The 13,285-nt window shown below is 67.5% G+C and carries 17 protein-coding genes; 5 read left to right on the top strand and 12 right to left on the bottom strand.

Annotated elements, in window-relative coordinates:
• Positions 1 to 9: 9 nt before the first annotated feature.
• Genes R9B84_RS04020 through R9B84_RS04010 form a run of 3 tightly spaced genes read right to left on the bottom strand, consistent with a single transcriptional unit; the run spans position 10 to position 3,288 of the window.
• Positions 10 to 1,371 (bottom strand): MFS transporter, encoded by a 1,362-nt coding sequence (locus R9B84_RS04020; protein WP_423759294.1) that lies wholly within the window; start codon positions 1,369 to 1,371, stop codon positions 10 to 12.
• Positions 1,368 to 1,598, bottom strand: a complete 231-nt coding sequence (locus tag R9B84_RS04015) for a DUF2783 domain-containing protein (RefSeq protein WP_034182839.1) — start codon at positions 1,596 to 1,598, stop codon at positions 1,368 to 1,370. The genes R9B84_RS04020 and R9B84_RS04015 overlap by 4 nt, the downstream gene beginning before the upstream one ends.
• A 28-nt stretch (positions 1,599 to 1,626) precedes the next feature.
• Positions 1,627 to 3,288, bottom strand: coding sequence for an FAD-dependent oxidoreductase (locus R9B84_RS04010; RefSeq protein ID WP_423759293.1), 1,662 nt, complete (start codon positions 3,286 to 3,288; stop codon positions 1,627 to 1,629).
• 352 nt (positions 3,289 to 3,640) lie between these two features.
• Here R9B84_RS04010 and R9B84_RS04005 point away from each other — a divergent pair, with 352 nt between their 5' ends.
• Positions 3,641 to 4,444, top strand: coding sequence for an EAL domain-containing protein (locus R9B84_RS04005; protein ID WP_423759292.1), 804 nt, complete (start codon positions 3,641 to 3,643; stop codon positions 4,442 to 4,444).
• A gap of 142 nt (positions 4,445 to 4,586) precedes the next feature.
• Here the strand turns inward: R9B84_RS04005 and R9B84_RS04000 are convergent, their stop codons facing one another.
• Both R9B84_RS04000 and R9B84_RS03995 read right to left on the bottom strand, forming a co-directional pair.
• A complete protein-coding gene (locus tag R9B84_RS04000; RefSeq protein WP_423759291.1) occupies positions 4,587 to 4,997 on the bottom strand; it encodes a GFA family protein in 411 nt (136 codons plus the stop codon).
• A gap of 148 nt (positions 4,998 to 5,145) precedes the next feature.
• On the bottom strand, positions 5,146 to 5,937 hold the full coding sequence (locus R9B84_RS03995) for an IclR family transcriptional regulator (RefSeq protein WP_047899926.1): 792 nt from the start codon (positions 5,935 to 5,937) through the stop codon (positions 5,146 to 5,148).
• A 163-nt stretch (positions 5,938 to 6,100) separates the two neighbouring features.
• Between R9B84_RS03995 and R9B84_RS03990 the strand changes: the two genes are divergently transcribed.
• Positions 6,101 to 7,288: an acyl-CoA dehydrogenase gene (locus R9B84_RS03990; RefSeq protein WP_423759290.1), complete on the top strand. Its 1,188-nt coding sequence runs from the start codon at positions 6,101 to 6,103 to the stop codon at positions 7,286 to 7,288.
• A gap of 146 nt (positions 7,289 to 7,434) precedes the next feature.
• On the opposite strand, the gene R9B84_RS03985 is transcribed toward R9B84_RS03990, so the two are convergent.
• Entirely contained in the window at positions 7,435 to 8,073 is a 639-nt protein-coding gene (locus tag R9B84_RS03985) for a peroxiredoxin (protein WP_011351087.1), read from the bottom strand.
• Positions 8,074 to 8,391: 318 nt separating this feature from the next.
• Here R9B84_RS03985 and R9B84_RS03980 point away from each other — a divergent pair, with 318 nt between their 5' ends.
• The 3 genes from R9B84_RS03980 (at position 8,392) to R9B84_RS03970 (ending at position 9,694) form a co-directional block, all read left to right on the top strand.
• Positions 8,392 to 8,694, top strand: a complete 303-nt coding sequence (locus R9B84_RS03980; RefSeq protein ID WP_026044969.1) for a DUF883 family protein — start codon at positions 8,392 to 8,394, stop codon at positions 8,692 to 8,694.
• 123 nt (positions 8,695 to 8,817) lie between these two features.
• Entirely contained in the window at positions 8,818 to 9,207 is a 390-nt protein-coding gene (locus R9B84_RS03975; protein WP_047899924.1) for a phage holin family protein, read from the top strand.
• A gap of 43 nt (positions 9,208 to 9,250) precedes the next feature.
• Positions 9,251 to 9,694 carry a DUF3318 domain-containing protein gene (locus R9B84_RS03970; RefSeq protein ID WP_423759289.1) on the top strand — a complete coding sequence of 148 codons (444 nt, stop codon included), beginning with the start codon at positions 9,251 to 9,253 and terminating at the stop codon, positions 9,692 to 9,694.
• A 54-nt stretch (positions 9,695 to 9,748) separates the two neighbouring features.
• On the opposite strand, the gene R9B84_RS03965 is transcribed toward R9B84_RS03970, so the two are convergent.
• The 6 genes from R9B84_RS03965 to nrdR form a co-directional block, all read right to left on the bottom strand.
• Entirely contained in the window at positions 9,749 to 10,195 is a 447-nt protein-coding gene (locus R9B84_RS03965; protein ID WP_423759288.1) for a type IV pilin protein, read from the bottom strand.
• Positions 10,192 to 10,653, bottom strand: a complete 462-nt coding sequence (locus R9B84_RS03960; RefSeq protein ID WP_423759956.1) for a hypothetical protein — start codon at positions 10,651 to 10,653, stop codon at positions 10,192 to 10,194. Before R9B84_RS03960 ends, R9B84_RS03965 begins: the two co-directional genes overlap by 4 nt.
• A 203-nt stretch (positions 10,654 to 10,856) precedes the next feature.
• Positions 10,857 to 11,696, bottom strand: coding sequence for a PilW family protein (locus R9B84_RS03955; protein ID WP_423759287.1), 840 nt, complete (start codon positions 11,694 to 11,696; stop codon positions 10,857 to 10,859).
• Positions 11,680 to 12,081, bottom strand: a complete 402-nt coding sequence (locus R9B84_RS03950) for a hypothetical protein (protein ID WP_423759286.1) — start codon at positions 12,079 to 12,081, stop codon at positions 11,680 to 11,682. The genes R9B84_RS03955 and R9B84_RS03950 overlap by 17 nt, the downstream gene beginning before the upstream one ends.
• Positions 12,082 to 12,086: 5 nt before the next feature.
• Positions 12,087 to 12,650, bottom strand: coding sequence for a GspH/FimT family pseudopilin (locus R9B84_RS03945; RefSeq protein WP_423759285.1), 564 nt, complete (start codon positions 12,648 to 12,650; stop codon positions 12,087 to 12,089).
• Positions 12,651 to 12,803: 153 nt separating this feature from the next.
• The gene (gene nrdR / locus R9B84_RS03940; protein WP_006476792.1) at positions 12,804 to 13,283 is read right to left on the bottom strand and encodes a transcriptional regulator NrdR; all 480 of its coding nucleotides are present in this window, start codon (positions 13,281 to 13,283) and stop codon (positions 12,804 to 12,806) included.
• Positions 13,284 to 13,285 lie beyond the last annotated feature (2 nt).

Here is a 13,285-nt window from a genome sequence, read left to right as displayed (position 1 = left end):
CTTTCTCCATCAATTCATGGCGGCGTTCGGCGCCGGTGCGCCGCTTCGCCGCGTTACGCCGGCCAGCCCGAGCACGAACAGCGCCGAGCACAGCACGGGCACCGCGGCCGCGTGGAACAGCGCCCCGTTCGACCAGTTGAGCGCAATCAGTTGTCCGCCGACGAGCGGCCCGAGCACCGAGCCAATCCGGCCGATGCCGAGGCTCCAGCCGATGCCCGTCGAGCGCAGCGACGTCGGGTAATACTGGCCCGCGAGCGCGTTCACGGCCGGCTGCCCGCCGACCACGCAGAACCCGCCCGCGAACACGACGACCAGCAGCCACGGCAGCGCATGCGCGACCGAGCCGATCAGCCCCACCGACACGGCCGCGCACGCGAAGCACGCGAACAGCACGCGCACGAAGCCATGGCGTTCGATGAACCAGCCGAGCGACAGCGTGCCGATCACGCCGCCCGTCTGCAGCACCGTGCCGACGATCACCGCCGTGCCCGGCGAATAACCCGCATCACGCATCACGGTCGGCAGCCAGTTCGACAGGAAGTACAGATCGATCAGGTTCATGAAGCTGATCGCCCACAGCAGCAGCGTGACCGGCAGGCGGCCGTGGCGGAACAGCTCGGCGACCGGCGCGCCGCTCGCGGCCCGCTCGCGCACGACGAGCCGCGTGTTCGCGTCGATGCCGGCCTGCGGCGCAAAACGCGCGAGCCAGTCGCGCGCCTGCGCGACGCGCCCTTTCAGCACCAGGAACTGCAGCGACTCGGGCAGCCGCGCGACCATCGCGATCGTGAGCACGAGCGGCACCGCGCCGCCGACGAAGAACACCGAGCGCCAGCCGAGCGCCGGAATCAGCGCGGCGCTGATGAAGCCGCCGAGTGCTGCGCCAAGCGTAAAGCCGCACGACACGATCATCATCCGCTTCACGCGATGCGCGGCCGGACTGAACTCACCGACCAGCGCCATCGCATTCGGCATGATGCAGCCGAGGCCGAGGCCCGTGACGAAGCGCAGCGCCATCAGCACGGGAATCGAGGTTGCGAACGGCGTCGCGAGCATCGTCACCGCGAAGAACAGCGTCGAGCCGATCAGCACCGGGCGCCGCCCGATCCGGTCGGCCAGCACCGACAGCCCGAGCGCGCCGAGCAGCATCCCGAACAGGCTCGCGCTGAACACCGGGCCGAGCGCCTGCTTCGGCACACCCCATTCGGCGATCACGCTCGGTGCAACGTAGCCCATCGCCTGCGCATCGAAGCCGTCGATCACGAGGCACAGCCCGCACAACACGAGCAGCATCCAGTGAAAGCCCGGGCGATGGGTCTCTTCGATCACGCGCTCGACTTCGAGTACACGCGCGTCGGCCGGCACCGCGCTCATTGCGCCACCTCGGCGGCCGGATGCACGGGCGGCGTCACGCCCTGGCGCGCCAGCGCCATCGCTTCGCGCAGCACGTCGGCGTCGCCGATCTGGTTCGCGAGCAGCAGGATCAGCTTCGCGTTGACGAGCTGGCTGTCGGCGTCGGACAGGTCGCGATGCATGTCGATCAGCGCTTCGTAGAACGCGTCCGGATCGGCCAGGCGCGGGCGGGTGTCGAGGGTGGGCATGACGGGGTCTCCGGTGTCGTTATCGTATTCAGCGGGCGCAGGTCGCGCGCGCCAGTGCGTCGGTTATCGCCTGACGGTCGAGCGTGCGCGTGCGTGCGCAGACGTGCTGGTCGGGACGCAGCAGGTAGAACGTGCCGGGCTTCGCGTCGTAGCGTTGCGCGGCGAAACCGTCGACGTCCTCCACGACGTCGATGCCGGCCACCGGCTGCGCGTGCCCGGCCGGCACGACGAGCACCGGCCGCACCGGCAGCGCGAGGCCGTCGACGGCCTGCGCGAGCGCGGCCGCGTCGCCCGGCAACCCGAACAGCACGCCGGTGAAGCCGCCGCGCAGGTGCTGCAGCAGCCAGCCCGCCGCACCCTGCACATGCACCGGCGCATCGGCCGCCGCCGCGCCCGGCCGCATCGCGCACGCGAATGCGTCGCCGCCGCGGTCCGGCGTGTTCAGCGGCGAATCGGCCAGCACGGCCGGCACCGACAGGCGACCGCTGTTCACGAGCTTGCGCGCGAATTCGCAATCGCGCGCGAGCTTCAGCGTCGCGTCGCGGAATACGCGCGACACCGGGCTTTTCGGCGTGATGAAATCGGTCGAGCGCGTCGAGTTGCGGATGTTCTCGTCGGCCGCGAACTCGCGCTCGCTCGCGTACGTATCGAGCAGGCGGTCGGCCGAGCGGCCGTCGAGCACGAGCTTCAGCTTCCATGCGAGGTTGTCCGCGTCCTGCACGCCGCTGTTCGCGCCGCGCGCGCCGAACGGCGACACGCCGTGCGCGGAGTCGCCCGCGAACAGCACGCGGCCGTGGCGGAACGTGTCCATCCGCTGGCAGCGGAACGTATAGACGCTCACCCATTCGAGCTCGAACTCGACGTCCGGCCCGAGCAGCGCGCGCACGCGCGGGATCACGCGCTCCGGCTGCTTCTCGGCGACCGGGTCGGCGTCCCAGCCGAGCTGGAAGTCGATGCGCCACACGTTGTCGGGCTGGCGGTGCAGCAGCACCGACTGGTTCGGGTGGAACGGCGGATCGAACCAGAACCAGCGCTCGGTCGGAAACTCCGCCTTCATCTTCACGTCGGCGATCAGGAAGCGGTCCTTGAACGTGCGGCCGTGGCTTTCGAGGCCCATCATCGCGCGCATCGGGCTGCGCGAGCCGTCGGCCGCGATTACGTATTGCGCGCGCAGCGTCGCGGCCCCTTCCGGCGTCTCGATCGTCAGCACCGCATGCTCGGCCGACTGCTCGATGCCGGTCACCTTGTGCTTCCAGCGGATGTCGAGGTTCGGCAGCTCGAACGCGCGGTCGGCCAGATAGCCTTCGACGTAGTACTGCTGCAGGTTGATGAACGCGGGGCGCGCATGCCCTTCCTCGGGCAGCAGGTCGAATGCGTACAGTTGCTCGTCCTGCAGGAACACCTTGCCGACGTGCCAGCTCACGCCCTTGTCGACGAAGCGCTCGCCGCAGCCGAGCCGGTCGAAGATCTCGAGCGTGCGCTTCGCGAAGCAGATCGCGCGCGAGCCGGTCGACAGCGTGTCGTCGTCGTCGAGCAGCACCACGGGCACGCCCTGCTGCGCGAGGTCGATCGCGGCCGACAGGCCCACCGGGCCCGCGCCGACGACGATCACCGGGTGAACGGCCGCGTCATGCCCGCGTGCGCGGTATTCGAACTTCAGCGTCTGGTAATCGATGCTCATGGTCGCCATCCGCTCCTCAACCCTGCCGTGCGCGCACCGGCGCGCCCGTCGTCCCGCCCGCCGCCTGCCGGCGCTCCCGCCCGCCTTTCCTGTCAACCGCCACGTCTCGCTCCTTGCTTCCTGTTGATTCGCGAACGGCGCCGTCGAGCGGCGCCCGAATGCCGCATTTCTTGATCGGCGACAAATCCTGGATTTACGAATAGTAAAACCAATTACGAATAGTGAAATCAACGTAAACCCTAGGCGCCGGCTCGAAAACGGGATAACCATATGAACGAAACGCCAAGCCGAGCGTGGCGCGCGCTGCTAATATCCAGATACGAGGCGGCCCGTTCGGCCGCCGTTTTTCCTTCTTACGCCGATGATTCCGCCCACCATTCCCGAGCTGGTCACCCGTGCCGGGCAACTGCCGTATCTGCGGGATCACCTCGTGCTCGCCGAAGGCGGCACCGCGAGCGCTAATCTGCCGGAGCGCACGCTCGGCAGCGCCTACGAACCGATCTACGACGTGACGATGCCCGGCGCACCGCAATCGACGTCGTTCGCCGATACGATCGAGCGCTACGGCGACGAACTCGGTTTCCAGGCGGTCACGCTCGTCACGGGTGCCGCGCACGATCCGGTCGACTCGGCCGTCGACGATCCGACGCTCGTCGCGATCGATCGCCTGTCGCGCGCGCTGCACGCGATCAACTTCTTCGGCGCGCAGCGCCACGGGCTGCTGTTCCTGCGCGTGCACGAACGGCTGCTCAAGAGCGTGAAGTACGACCACGGCAAGCATTTCTCGTCGGTGCTGCAGCGCTTCGGGCTGCCGACCGAGCGGATCGTGATCGAGCTGCCGGCGGTCGCGGTCGCGCACAAGACCTTCCTCGGTTACCTGACGCGCAGCTACCAGCATCACGGCTTCAAGGTCGCGGACAAGCTGCCCGATCCGGGCCGCATCCTCGCGGTCGAATCGGACATGGCACGGCCGGACTACATCAAGATGGATGCGGGTGTCGCGTTGCGCGACGGGATGGTCAAGGCGCTCGTCGCGTATGCGCAGCGCGTGCGGATTCCGCTGATCTTCGACGGCGTCGTCGACGAGACGCAGTGCGAGTTGCTGCGCCAGCACGACGTGCGGTTCATGCAGGGGCCCGTGTTTGCGAAGGTCGTGACGGTCTGAAAGGATGAAGTAGCCGGCGTGCGCGGGGAGCGGCGCACCGGATGCCCGTCGCGGGCGTGGTGCTGCATGCGGGACGGGGGGATCGGATCGCCTGGCGCGGCCCGCTGCGCGACGCCTGCCCGTCAGTGCCGGTGGTTATCGCTTACGCGCTTCCGCCATCGTCGTACTTGGGCAGATCGTCGTCGATCTCGATGCCCGGGAAACGATCCCCATACCAGACGTGCCACGCCGGACGCAGCCGCGACGGCTCGTCGAGCGTCGCGTAATTGATTTCGACCGTTTTCGGCGCGTCGATCAGCCGGTATTCGAGCTGCGCGCCGCAACGGCCGCAGAAGCGCCGCTCGCCCCACGCACTCGACGCGTAGACGGTCGGTTCGCCCTGCAGGTATTCGAACGCGTCGATCGGAACCGATGCCGATGCGACGACCGCCGCGCCGGTCGTGCGCTGGCAGAGCCGGCAGTGGCAAAAGCCGGCGTCGGTCGGAACGTGGGCGATACGGTAGCGGATCGCGCCGCACGCGCATCCGCCTTCCATTGATTCCGGGTGAGACATCGCAAACCTCGTCTTCGGAAAGCTGGCGAACGATGATGAGCGCGGTTCGCTCCGGTTGCAACAGACGGCGGCGGTACTGACTCTCGCATTCCCGCGGACCCCGACGTCACACGGCCGCAGCGGTAGCCATTGCTGCACACCGCGTCGCTCAGGCCGTCTGCCCGAGCCGCTGCGCGAGCGCCTTCAGCTTCGGCCCGACTTGCGTACGGAACACCTCCTCGTCCATCGACGATGCGGGGCCGCTGCAGCTCAGGATCAGCCAGCGCCCCTCGCGCGGCTCGCGAAACGGCACGGCCGCCGCGTTCACGTCCATGTGCCACGCGCGGAACGAATAGCAGCAACCGCCCGCCGAGAACTCCGCCACCGCATGCTGCGCGGCGGCGACCAGCGCATCGGCGTCGGCCGCGCCGCCGGCCGCGCGGTGCAGTTCCGCATAAAGCGCGCGGCGCACGTCCTCCGGCTGCACGGCCAGGTACGCGCGCCCCATCGAGCTCGTCAGCATCGACAGCCGCGAACCGGGCGCGAGCCCGAGCGTCAGCGCGGTCTCGCTGCGGATCGTCTCCAGATAGATCATGTCGAGCCCGTCGCGGCAGCCGAGCGACACGGCCGCGCCGATCTCGCGAGCGAGCGCCTGCATGTGCGGCCGCGCGAGGTCGATCGTCCCCGAGCCCGACAGCAGCGCGTAGCCGAGCGACAGCACGCCGGCGTCGAGCGCATACTTTCCGAGCGTCTCGTCGTAGCGCAGATAACCGAGCACGGTCAGCGTATAGGCGAGCCGGTTCACGGTCGCCTTCGGCAGCCCCGTGCGCTCTGCGAAGTCGCGATTGCCGAGCATCGTCTCGCCGGGCCGGAAGGCGCGCAGCAGGTCGAGCCCGCGCGCGAGCGCGACCACGAACTTGCGCTCGTCGATCGTGGTTTCGTCGATGGTTGAAAGTGTCATCTGGTGCTACACTGGGTTCGATTTGCAAAACATTGTTCCGCACAGCGGAACCAAAGTCAAGCGAACCGTTGGGATGAGGCCCGGCCAAACCGGAGGCCGACCGCAAAGCATGGGACCCGCGTAAGCGCTGAAGCGCCAACGCGGGCCGACAGGAGATGAGACGATGAGTGCTGCAACTTTTCATTGGGACGATCCGCTGCTGCTCGACCAGCAACTGACCGAAGAAGAACGGATGGTGCGCGACGCCGCGCAGGCTTACGCGCAGGACAAGCTCGCGCCGCGCGTCACCGAGGCGTTCCGCCACGAGCGCACCGACGCAGCCATCTTCCGCGAGATGGGCGAAGTCGGCCTGCTCGGCCCGACGATTCCGGAGGAATACGGCGGCCCCGGCCTCAATTACGTGAGCTACGGCCTGATCGCGCGCGAAGTCGAGCGCGTCGATTCGGGCTACCGGTCGATGATGTCCGTGCAGTCGTCGCTCGTGATGGTGCCGATTCACGAATTCGGCTCGGACGCGCAGAAGCAGAAATACCTGCCGAAGCTCGCGACCGGCGAATGGATCGGCTGCTTCGGGCTGACCGAGCCGAACCACGGCTCCGATCCGGGCAGCATGGTCACGCGCGCGAAGAAGGTGCCCGGCGGCTACTCGCTGTCCGGCGCGAAGATGTGGATCACGAATTCGCCGATTGCCGACGTGTTCGTCGTGTGGGCGAAGCTCGAAGAAAACGGCAAGGACGCGATCCGCGGCTTCATCCTCGAGAAGGGCTGGAAGGGCCTGTCGGCGCCCGCGATCCACGGCAAGGTCGGGCTGCGCGCATCGATCACCGGCGAGATCGTCCTCGACGAGGTGTTCGTGCCCGAAGAGAACATGATGCCGAACGTGAGCGGCCTGCGCGGCCCGTTCACGTGCCTGAACTCGGCGCGCTACGGGATCGCGTGGGGCGCGCTCGGCGCCGCCGAATCGTGCTGGCACACCGCGCGCCAGTACGTGCTCGATCGGCAGCAGTTCGGCCGGCCGCTCGCCGCGAACCAGTTGATCCAGAAGAAGCTCGCCGACATGCAGACCGAAATCACGCTCGGCCTGCAAGGCGTGCTGCGCCTCGGCCGGATGAAGGATGAAGGCACGGCGGCCGTCGAGATCACGTCGATCATGAAGCGCAATTCGTGCGGCAAGTCGCTCGACATCGCACGACTCGCGCGCGACATGCTCGGCGGCAACGGCATCTCCGACGAATTCGGCGTCGCGCGCCACCTCGTGAACCTCGAAGTGGTCAACACGTACGAAGGCACGCACGACATCCACGCGCTGATCCTCGGCCGCGCACAGACTGGCATCCAGGCATTCTTCTGAGCGTCCGGATGCGGCGCGTCCGGCCGCGCTGCCGCGTACGTGCATAAAGATACGGCCCGCCCGGCATGACTGCCGGGCGGGCCGTTTTTCATCGGATCCGCGATCCGGGCCGCCGGCCCGGTACCGCGTTCACGCGCCGCCGATGCTTATTTGTTCGGCTGCGGCGTCAGGCGCAGATACGGACGCACTGCGTTGAAGCCCTTCGGGAAACGCTTCTTCAGCTCTTCCGGATCCTGCAACGACGGCACGATCACGACGTCGTCGCCGTCCTTCCAGTTACCGGGCGTCGCGACCTTGTAGTTGTCGGTCAGCTGCAGCGAGTCGATCACGCGCAGCACTTCGTCGAAGTTGCGCCCCGTGCTGGCCGGATAGGTGATGGTGAGCCGCACCTTCTTGTTCGGGTCGATCACGAACAGCGAGCGCACCGTCAGCGTTTCGTTCGCGTTCGGGTGGATCATGTCGTACAGCTGCGAAACCTTGCGGTCCGCATCGGCGATGATCGGGAAGCCGACGACCGTCGATTGCGTTTCGTTGATGTCGTTGATCCAGCCCTTGTGCGATTCGACGCCGTCGACCGACAGCGCGATCACCTTCACGTTGCGTTTCTCGAATTCGCCCTTCAGCTTCGAGGTCAGCCCGAGCTCGGTCGTGCACACCGGCGTGTAGTCGGCCGGGTGAGAGAACAGGACGCCCCAGCCGTCGCCGAGCCACTCGTGAAACTTGATGGGGCCCAGGCTCGATTCCTGCTCGAAATCCGGTGCGATGTCGCCAAGACGCAGACTCATGATGTTCCCTCCTCGAACGCTGCTGGTTGAAACCGCGCGCTGAACAGCGCGGGAAAGTCCATCAGCTTACGGGAAGCAATGGGCCGTGCGAACCATTATTCCGTTTGATATTCATACTTTTTTGTCATTTTTGCGTGGTGTCGGGGCAGGACGGACGACCCTGAGGGAAACTTTTCACCTCGTTTGCCGCTCTGTTCATGATTACAAGTCGTTTACCATGCAGTCTTGCACTGTCGCCGTGCGTCTTCCCGGCTCGCCAGCAGGCAGGCGTTTCGCTACGATGTGAACCTGCAGCATGACAGCACGAAGGGAGTTGCAATGTCGGAAATCAACAAGGAGAAACTGATGTCGGATATCAAAACCGTTCTCGCAGACGCCGAAGACCTGCTCAAGCAAGCCGCCAGCAGCACGGGCGACCGTGCGGCCGAGCTGCGCGAGAAAGCCATGTCGCGCCTGAAGCAGGCCAAGGACAAGGCAGCCGACGTCCAGGTCGTGGTCGTCGAGAAAGGCAAGAAGGCTGCTCGCGCGACCGACGATTACGTGCACGAGCATCCGTGGACGTCGATCGGCGTGGCAGCCGGCGTCGGCGTGCTGATCGGCCTGCTGATCAACCGCAAGTAACGCGCGCTGCACCGTTCCGTCCCGTGGGCCGCGTCGCGCGGCCCATGGGCGTCGAAGCCGGCCGGCGGTTGCCGCCGGCCGGCTTTGTCCTAGCTGTTCACTGCACGCGCAAGCACCTCACCCATGACGACAGACACCACCTCGCAGCCGTCCGGCCAAGGACCGCTGCGCCGCCTCGTCGGCTCCGCGATCGGGCTTCTGCAAACGCGCCTCGAACTGGTGGGCATCGAGCTTGCCGAGGAGAAGGAGCGCCTGATGGGCGTGCTGTTCCTCGGGCTCGCCGCAATGATGCTCGCGACGATGGCGCTCATCAGCCTGACCGTGCTCGTCACGATCGCGTTCTGGGATACCTATCGCTGGCAATCGCTGGCAGCGATCACCGCACTGTATGCCGCAGGCGGCATCGTATGCGCGCTGAAGGCGCGCTCGGGCTTCCGCGATGCGCCGACCGTGTTCGAAGCGACGCTCGCCGAACTCGAGAAAGACCGCGAACTGTTCCGCGGCAAGCCGTGAACGCAGCCGTGTTCACCCGTCCCACCTACTTCGCCGACGCGCCATGAGCCAGAACGTCACGGGCAATGCACACCGCCCCCATTCGTCGCGATCGAACTGGAGCGCGTCGCAGCATCGCGCGCTTCGCAAGGAATTGCTGATCCTGCGATCCGAAGTCGAGCGGCTCGAACTCGCGGAAGCCGCCGGCGACATGCGCCAGGCCGTCACACGCTTCAGCTGGCTCAAGGTGTTCGTCCCCGGCCTTTCCAGCAACAAGTTCAGCCAGTCCGCAAAAAACCTGAATGCGAGCCTCGGCCACCTCGTCAACCAGTATCCGATGCTGAGTTCGCTCGCGTCGCTCGTGCTGGCGAAACCCGTTCGCTCGCTGCTGCGCGCGAGCGCGGGCCCCGCGCTGAAGTGGGGTACGCTCGGCTTCGCCGCATGGGAGGTCTACCGGATCTGGAAGCAGTCGCGCGACGAGCGCGGACTCGACGCGCACGACGACTGACAATCGACATCCCGCGCGCACGGCCATGCGCCGTTGCGCGCCTTTCGTGCGCGGTCAACGCACGCCCCAGCAAGCAGCACCCTGTTCGTCGGCGCCATCCCGCCGCGCATTGCCCTTCGTCCCGTCCGAACGCAGCGTGAAGACGCCGCAAGCATCGTCGTGCATCGGGCCCGTGTCGAGCGGGCTTGCTTCCAGTTCGTAGCTCACCGGCGAGTCGCCGCCGTCCGGCCGCCTGAGCGTCAATCGATAGACCGCCTGCCCGTCCGGCGGCGCCTGCGCGAGCGCATCCGGCAACGCCGGCGGCGGCGCACCGTCCAGCGTTTCGAGATATTGGGCCGCCCGGTACAGCGCGGACACCGCCGACGCGCGATGGACGCGCACGACAGGCTCGCGATACGACGGGATGCCCCATCCGGCCAGCACCGCGACGACCGCGAGCACGATCATCAGCTCGAGCAGCGTGAATCCCGCCGATCGATACGCGGACGCGCGCCCGTTCATCGAAGCACCGCTGCCACACGACGCCAGTGCAGCGCGACGATGCGTCCATCGCGGATCGCGATCTGGTGTTGCAGCCAGACGGCACTCGACGCATGCGCACCGACACCACGTGCGGTGACGAGGTAAGCGCGGCCGCCGGCCGGCCCTGCCCCGCGCCACGCCTCGATCAGGCATCGCGGCGGCTGCGCGACCATCGGCCATCCGGCGAACGGCGCGAAGGCTTCGGCTGCTGCCATCGCCGGCATGCGCCGCCACGCGTCGGGCTCCGCGCGCGATTCGCCTTCGTTCACGTAGGGCGCGGAGCCACGGAGCAATCGCGCGGTGCACGCAGCGAGCGCGGCATCGGCCGCGTGGAATGCGATCAGCCGATCCGACAACGCACGCGTACGGCGCGATTCCGTCAGCGCCGATTCGAACCACGTGCCTGTCATGGCTGCAACGGCGGCACCGACCGCGATCACCGCGGGCAATGCAAGGCCCGCGTCGCGACGCCAGTCGCGACCGGCTGACCGGAAACGTATGCGCGGCTCGGGCAGGCTCGTCGCCACGGCTCCCGTGCGTGCAGCCTGCCGCGATTCGTCGCCGTTCGCCGCAAAGCGCCCATGCGTGTTGCCTGCCGCAACGCATCGCGATATCTCCCGCGCGTACCGCGCTGCGTCGCTCATCGCAACACCTCGCGCGCGTGCGTTCCGTCGCGCAACGTATCGCCGAATGCGACCGCTGCATTCCTCAACGCGACGACGCGATGCAACGTCAAACGTGCACGGCCGTCCTGTGCAACCGCAGCGCGACCATCGCAGTCGACTTGACGGGCCGGCTCGCGCATCGGTTCGCCGCGCGCCCGCACGCAGACATGCACGGCCACCACATCGCGCCAGTCGTCGACACGCATTGCATCGGCATCGACGAACTGCATGCCGCCGCGACGAAGATAACGCGCGCGCAACTGATCGATTCCCGACACGACCGGCTGTGGCGTGCCCGGACGGCCGTTTCCTTCGCAATACAGTTCGGGCTCGCCCGTCGACGGGCTGACGTGCGCATCGAAGCGGTTCTCCACCTGCACTCGTTCGCCCGACACGCCGACACCCTGCCCGAGACAATCCGACACCTGGCCGCTCACCGTCGGCCACGTCGACACGGTATCGCCGACATACCGGATCAACAACGCGTCCGACGAAGCGCGTACGGGCTCGCAGCGCACCTGTGCGCCGTCGCCCCGCACGCGCGCCATCGAACAGCCGAACACCGGCGGCAACGATGACGCGCCTTCGCCATCGAGCGGCCGGAATCCTGCCATCTGGAGTTGCTGGCCGATCAGCATCAGCGCGGTGCCGGCCGCATCGCGCATCCGGAACCCGTCCTCCGCGCGCCGCTGCGCAACGCGCTGCGCGTGGTACAGCGCACCGGCCGCCGCGAGCACGAGGAGACCGACGGTCATCGCGATCAGCACTTCGAGCAGCGTATGCGCACGCATGCGGCGATCAACGTTCATCGGCATCAGCCTCCCGAAACGGAATCCGGACGCACGACGGCAGCTGCGCCGACGCACCTGCGGCTTCGCATTGCGGCGACGCCGCTGCACTGCCGCCACGCCAGCCGACAATCGCGTACCGTGCGCCGCCCGGCCCGTCGTCGAGCGACATCGCGCCGCCGGGCAACGCTGCAGCCGCCAGCGCCGCGAGACCGTCGTCGGCTCCTGCGCCGGCGCGCGAGCGCTCGGCACGCGCATCGGCCAGCCACAGCGCGCGTTCACGCCAGATCGTCGCCCGCTGCGTGCGTGCCATCGCGAGCTGGCTGCCGGCCACCGCCAGCATCACGGCGGCGAGCAGCGCGATGGCCAGCATCGCCTCGATCAGCGACGTGCCGTGCATTGCGTTGCGCATGGCCATCACGCCGCGTCGCAACGGCCGGCGACAACGCGCGCGCGGCCGCCCGCCGCAATCCGCACGCAACGCGACGCACGTGCGTCGTCGGCTCCGGACGGGCCGCGTCGCGGACGCAATTCGAAACGCCGGATTCCGCCGATCGCCTGACCGACCGGTGGCGCAAAAGCCAGATCGTGCGCAGCGCCCGCGACGGCAACTTCGGCATCGCGCGGATAGCGTCGCAGCACGCGCGACTGCCCGTCGAATTGCCCGCTGACGAGCCAGTCGCATGACCATTCGGCCGGATCGCACCGCTCACCGGCACGCAGACAGGTGCCGTCGTTCCCGGCCCGACAGAGCGTGACGCGCACGCCGAGACGCGTCGCCTCGGTACGTGCGAACGACAGCGCCCCAAGCAACGCAAGCGAGCGCGCATCCACGCGTTCACGCATGCGCCATTGGTCGAACGCGGGCGCCGCATAGAGTGCGAGCCCGGCCGCCAGCGAAATGGCGACCATCAACTCGACGAGCGTGAACCCGCTCGAGCCTCGCACTACTTTTTTCAAGGATGGATAGCGCAGTCCCATCGCAATCGTCCTCCGCCAAGGTGATGCGACGACTGTAGCGACACGCGCGGAAGCACGCCATTTGCCGAACGGCCGACTGGCGACATGCGATCGCGACCCACACAATCGGCGCGAACTGGACCAACGGAGAAGACGATGAACGGACGCAGCGCGTCAGCGCTTACGCGGAGTCTTGGCGGGAGAGGCGCGACGGAACTCTTCGATCACGTCGGCAAATTCGGAAACGTCCTCGAACCGGCGATACACCGATGCAAAGCGGACATAGGCAATCGTATCGAGGCCGCGCAACTCGTTCATCACGAGTTCGCCGAGCTTCTCGCTACGCACTTCACGCTCGCCTGTCGCGAGCAGTTGGTATTCGATGCGGGCGACCGCCGCGTCGATCGCGTCGGCAGCAACCGGCCGCTTGCGCAGCGCGAGTTGCATGCTGGCGACGATCTTGCGACGGTCGAATTCCGTGCGGCTGCCGTCCTTCTTCACGACGAACGGCAGGGACAGCTCGACCCGCTCGTACGTCGTGAAGCGCTTGTCGCAAGCCGAGCAGCGACGGCGCCGCCGAATCGCGGCGCCATCTTCGGACACGCGCGAGTCAACGACCTGCGTGTCGTCATGCCGGCAGAACGGGCAGCGCATCG

It is taken from the genome of Burkholderia sp. NLJ2 (genome assembly GCF_049487195.1).
Classification (GTDB): domain Bacteria; phylum Pseudomonadota; class Gammaproteobacteria; order Burkholderiales; family Burkholderiaceae; genus Burkholderia; species Burkholderia pyrrocinia.
The sequence above is the reverse complement of the archived record's forward strand: the minus strand, read 5'-3'. Positions and strand labels throughout refer to the sequence as shown.

Coding starts and splice junctions, on each gene's coding strand:
- R9B84_RS04020 (WP_423759294.1), bottom strand. CDS start 1,371: ATGAGCGCGGTGCCGGCCGACGCGCGTGTACTCGAAGTCGAGCGCGTG.
- R9B84_RS04015 (WP_034182839.1), bottom strand. CDS start 1,598: ATGCCCACCCTCGACACCCGCCCGCGCCTGGCCGATCCGGACGCGTTC.
- R9B84_RS04010 (WP_423759293.1), bottom strand. CDS start 3,288: ATGGCGACCATGAGCATCGATTACCAGACGCTGAAGTTCGAATACCGC.
- R9B84_RS04005 (WP_423759292.1), top strand. CDS start 3,641: ATGATTCCGCCCACCATTCCCGAGCTGGTCACCCGTGCCGGGCAACTG.
- R9B84_RS04000 (WP_423759291.1), bottom strand. CDS start 4,997: ATGTCTCACCCGGAATCAATGGAAGGCGGATGCGCGTGCGGCGCGATC.
- R9B84_RS03995 (WP_047899926.1), bottom strand. CDS start 5,937: ATGACACTTTCAACCATCGACGAAACCACGATCGACGAGCGCAAGTTC.
- R9B84_RS03990 (WP_423759290.1), top strand. CDS start 6,101: ATGAGTGCTGCAACTTTTCATTGGGACGATCCGCTGCTGCTCGACCAG.
- R9B84_RS03985 (WP_011351087.1), bottom strand. CDS start 8,073: ATGAGTCTGCGTCTTGGCGACATCGCACCGGATTTCGAGCAGGAATCG.
- R9B84_RS03980 (WP_026044969.1), top strand. CDS start 8,392: ATGTCGGAAATCAACAAGGAGAAACTGATGTCGGATATCAAAACCGTT.
- R9B84_RS03975 (WP_047899924.1), top strand. CDS start 8,818: ATGACGACAGACACCACCTCGCAGCCGTCCGGCCAAGGACCGCTGCGC.
- R9B84_RS03970 (WP_423759289.1), top strand. CDS start 9,251: ATGAGCCAGAACGTCACGGGCAATGCACACCGCCCCCATTCGTCGCGA.
- R9B84_RS03965 (WP_423759288.1), bottom strand. CDS start 10,195: ATGAACGGGCGCGCGTCCGCGTATCGATCGGCGGGATTCACGCTGCTC.
- R9B84_RS03955 (WP_423759287.1), bottom strand. CDS start 11,696: ATGCCGATGAACGTTGATCGCCGCATGCGTGCGCATACGCTGCTCGAA.
- R9B84_RS03950 (WP_423759286.1), bottom strand. CDS start 12,081: ATGCGCAACGCAATGCACGGCACGTCGCTGATCGAGGCGATGCTGGCC.
- R9B84_RS03945 (WP_423759285.1), bottom strand. CDS start 12,650: ATGGGACTGCGCTATCCATCCTTGAAAAAAGTAGTGCGAGGCTCGAGC.
- nrdR (WP_006476792.1), bottom strand. CDS start 13,283: ATGCGCTGCCCGTTCTGCCGGCATGACGACACGCAGGTCGTTGACTCG.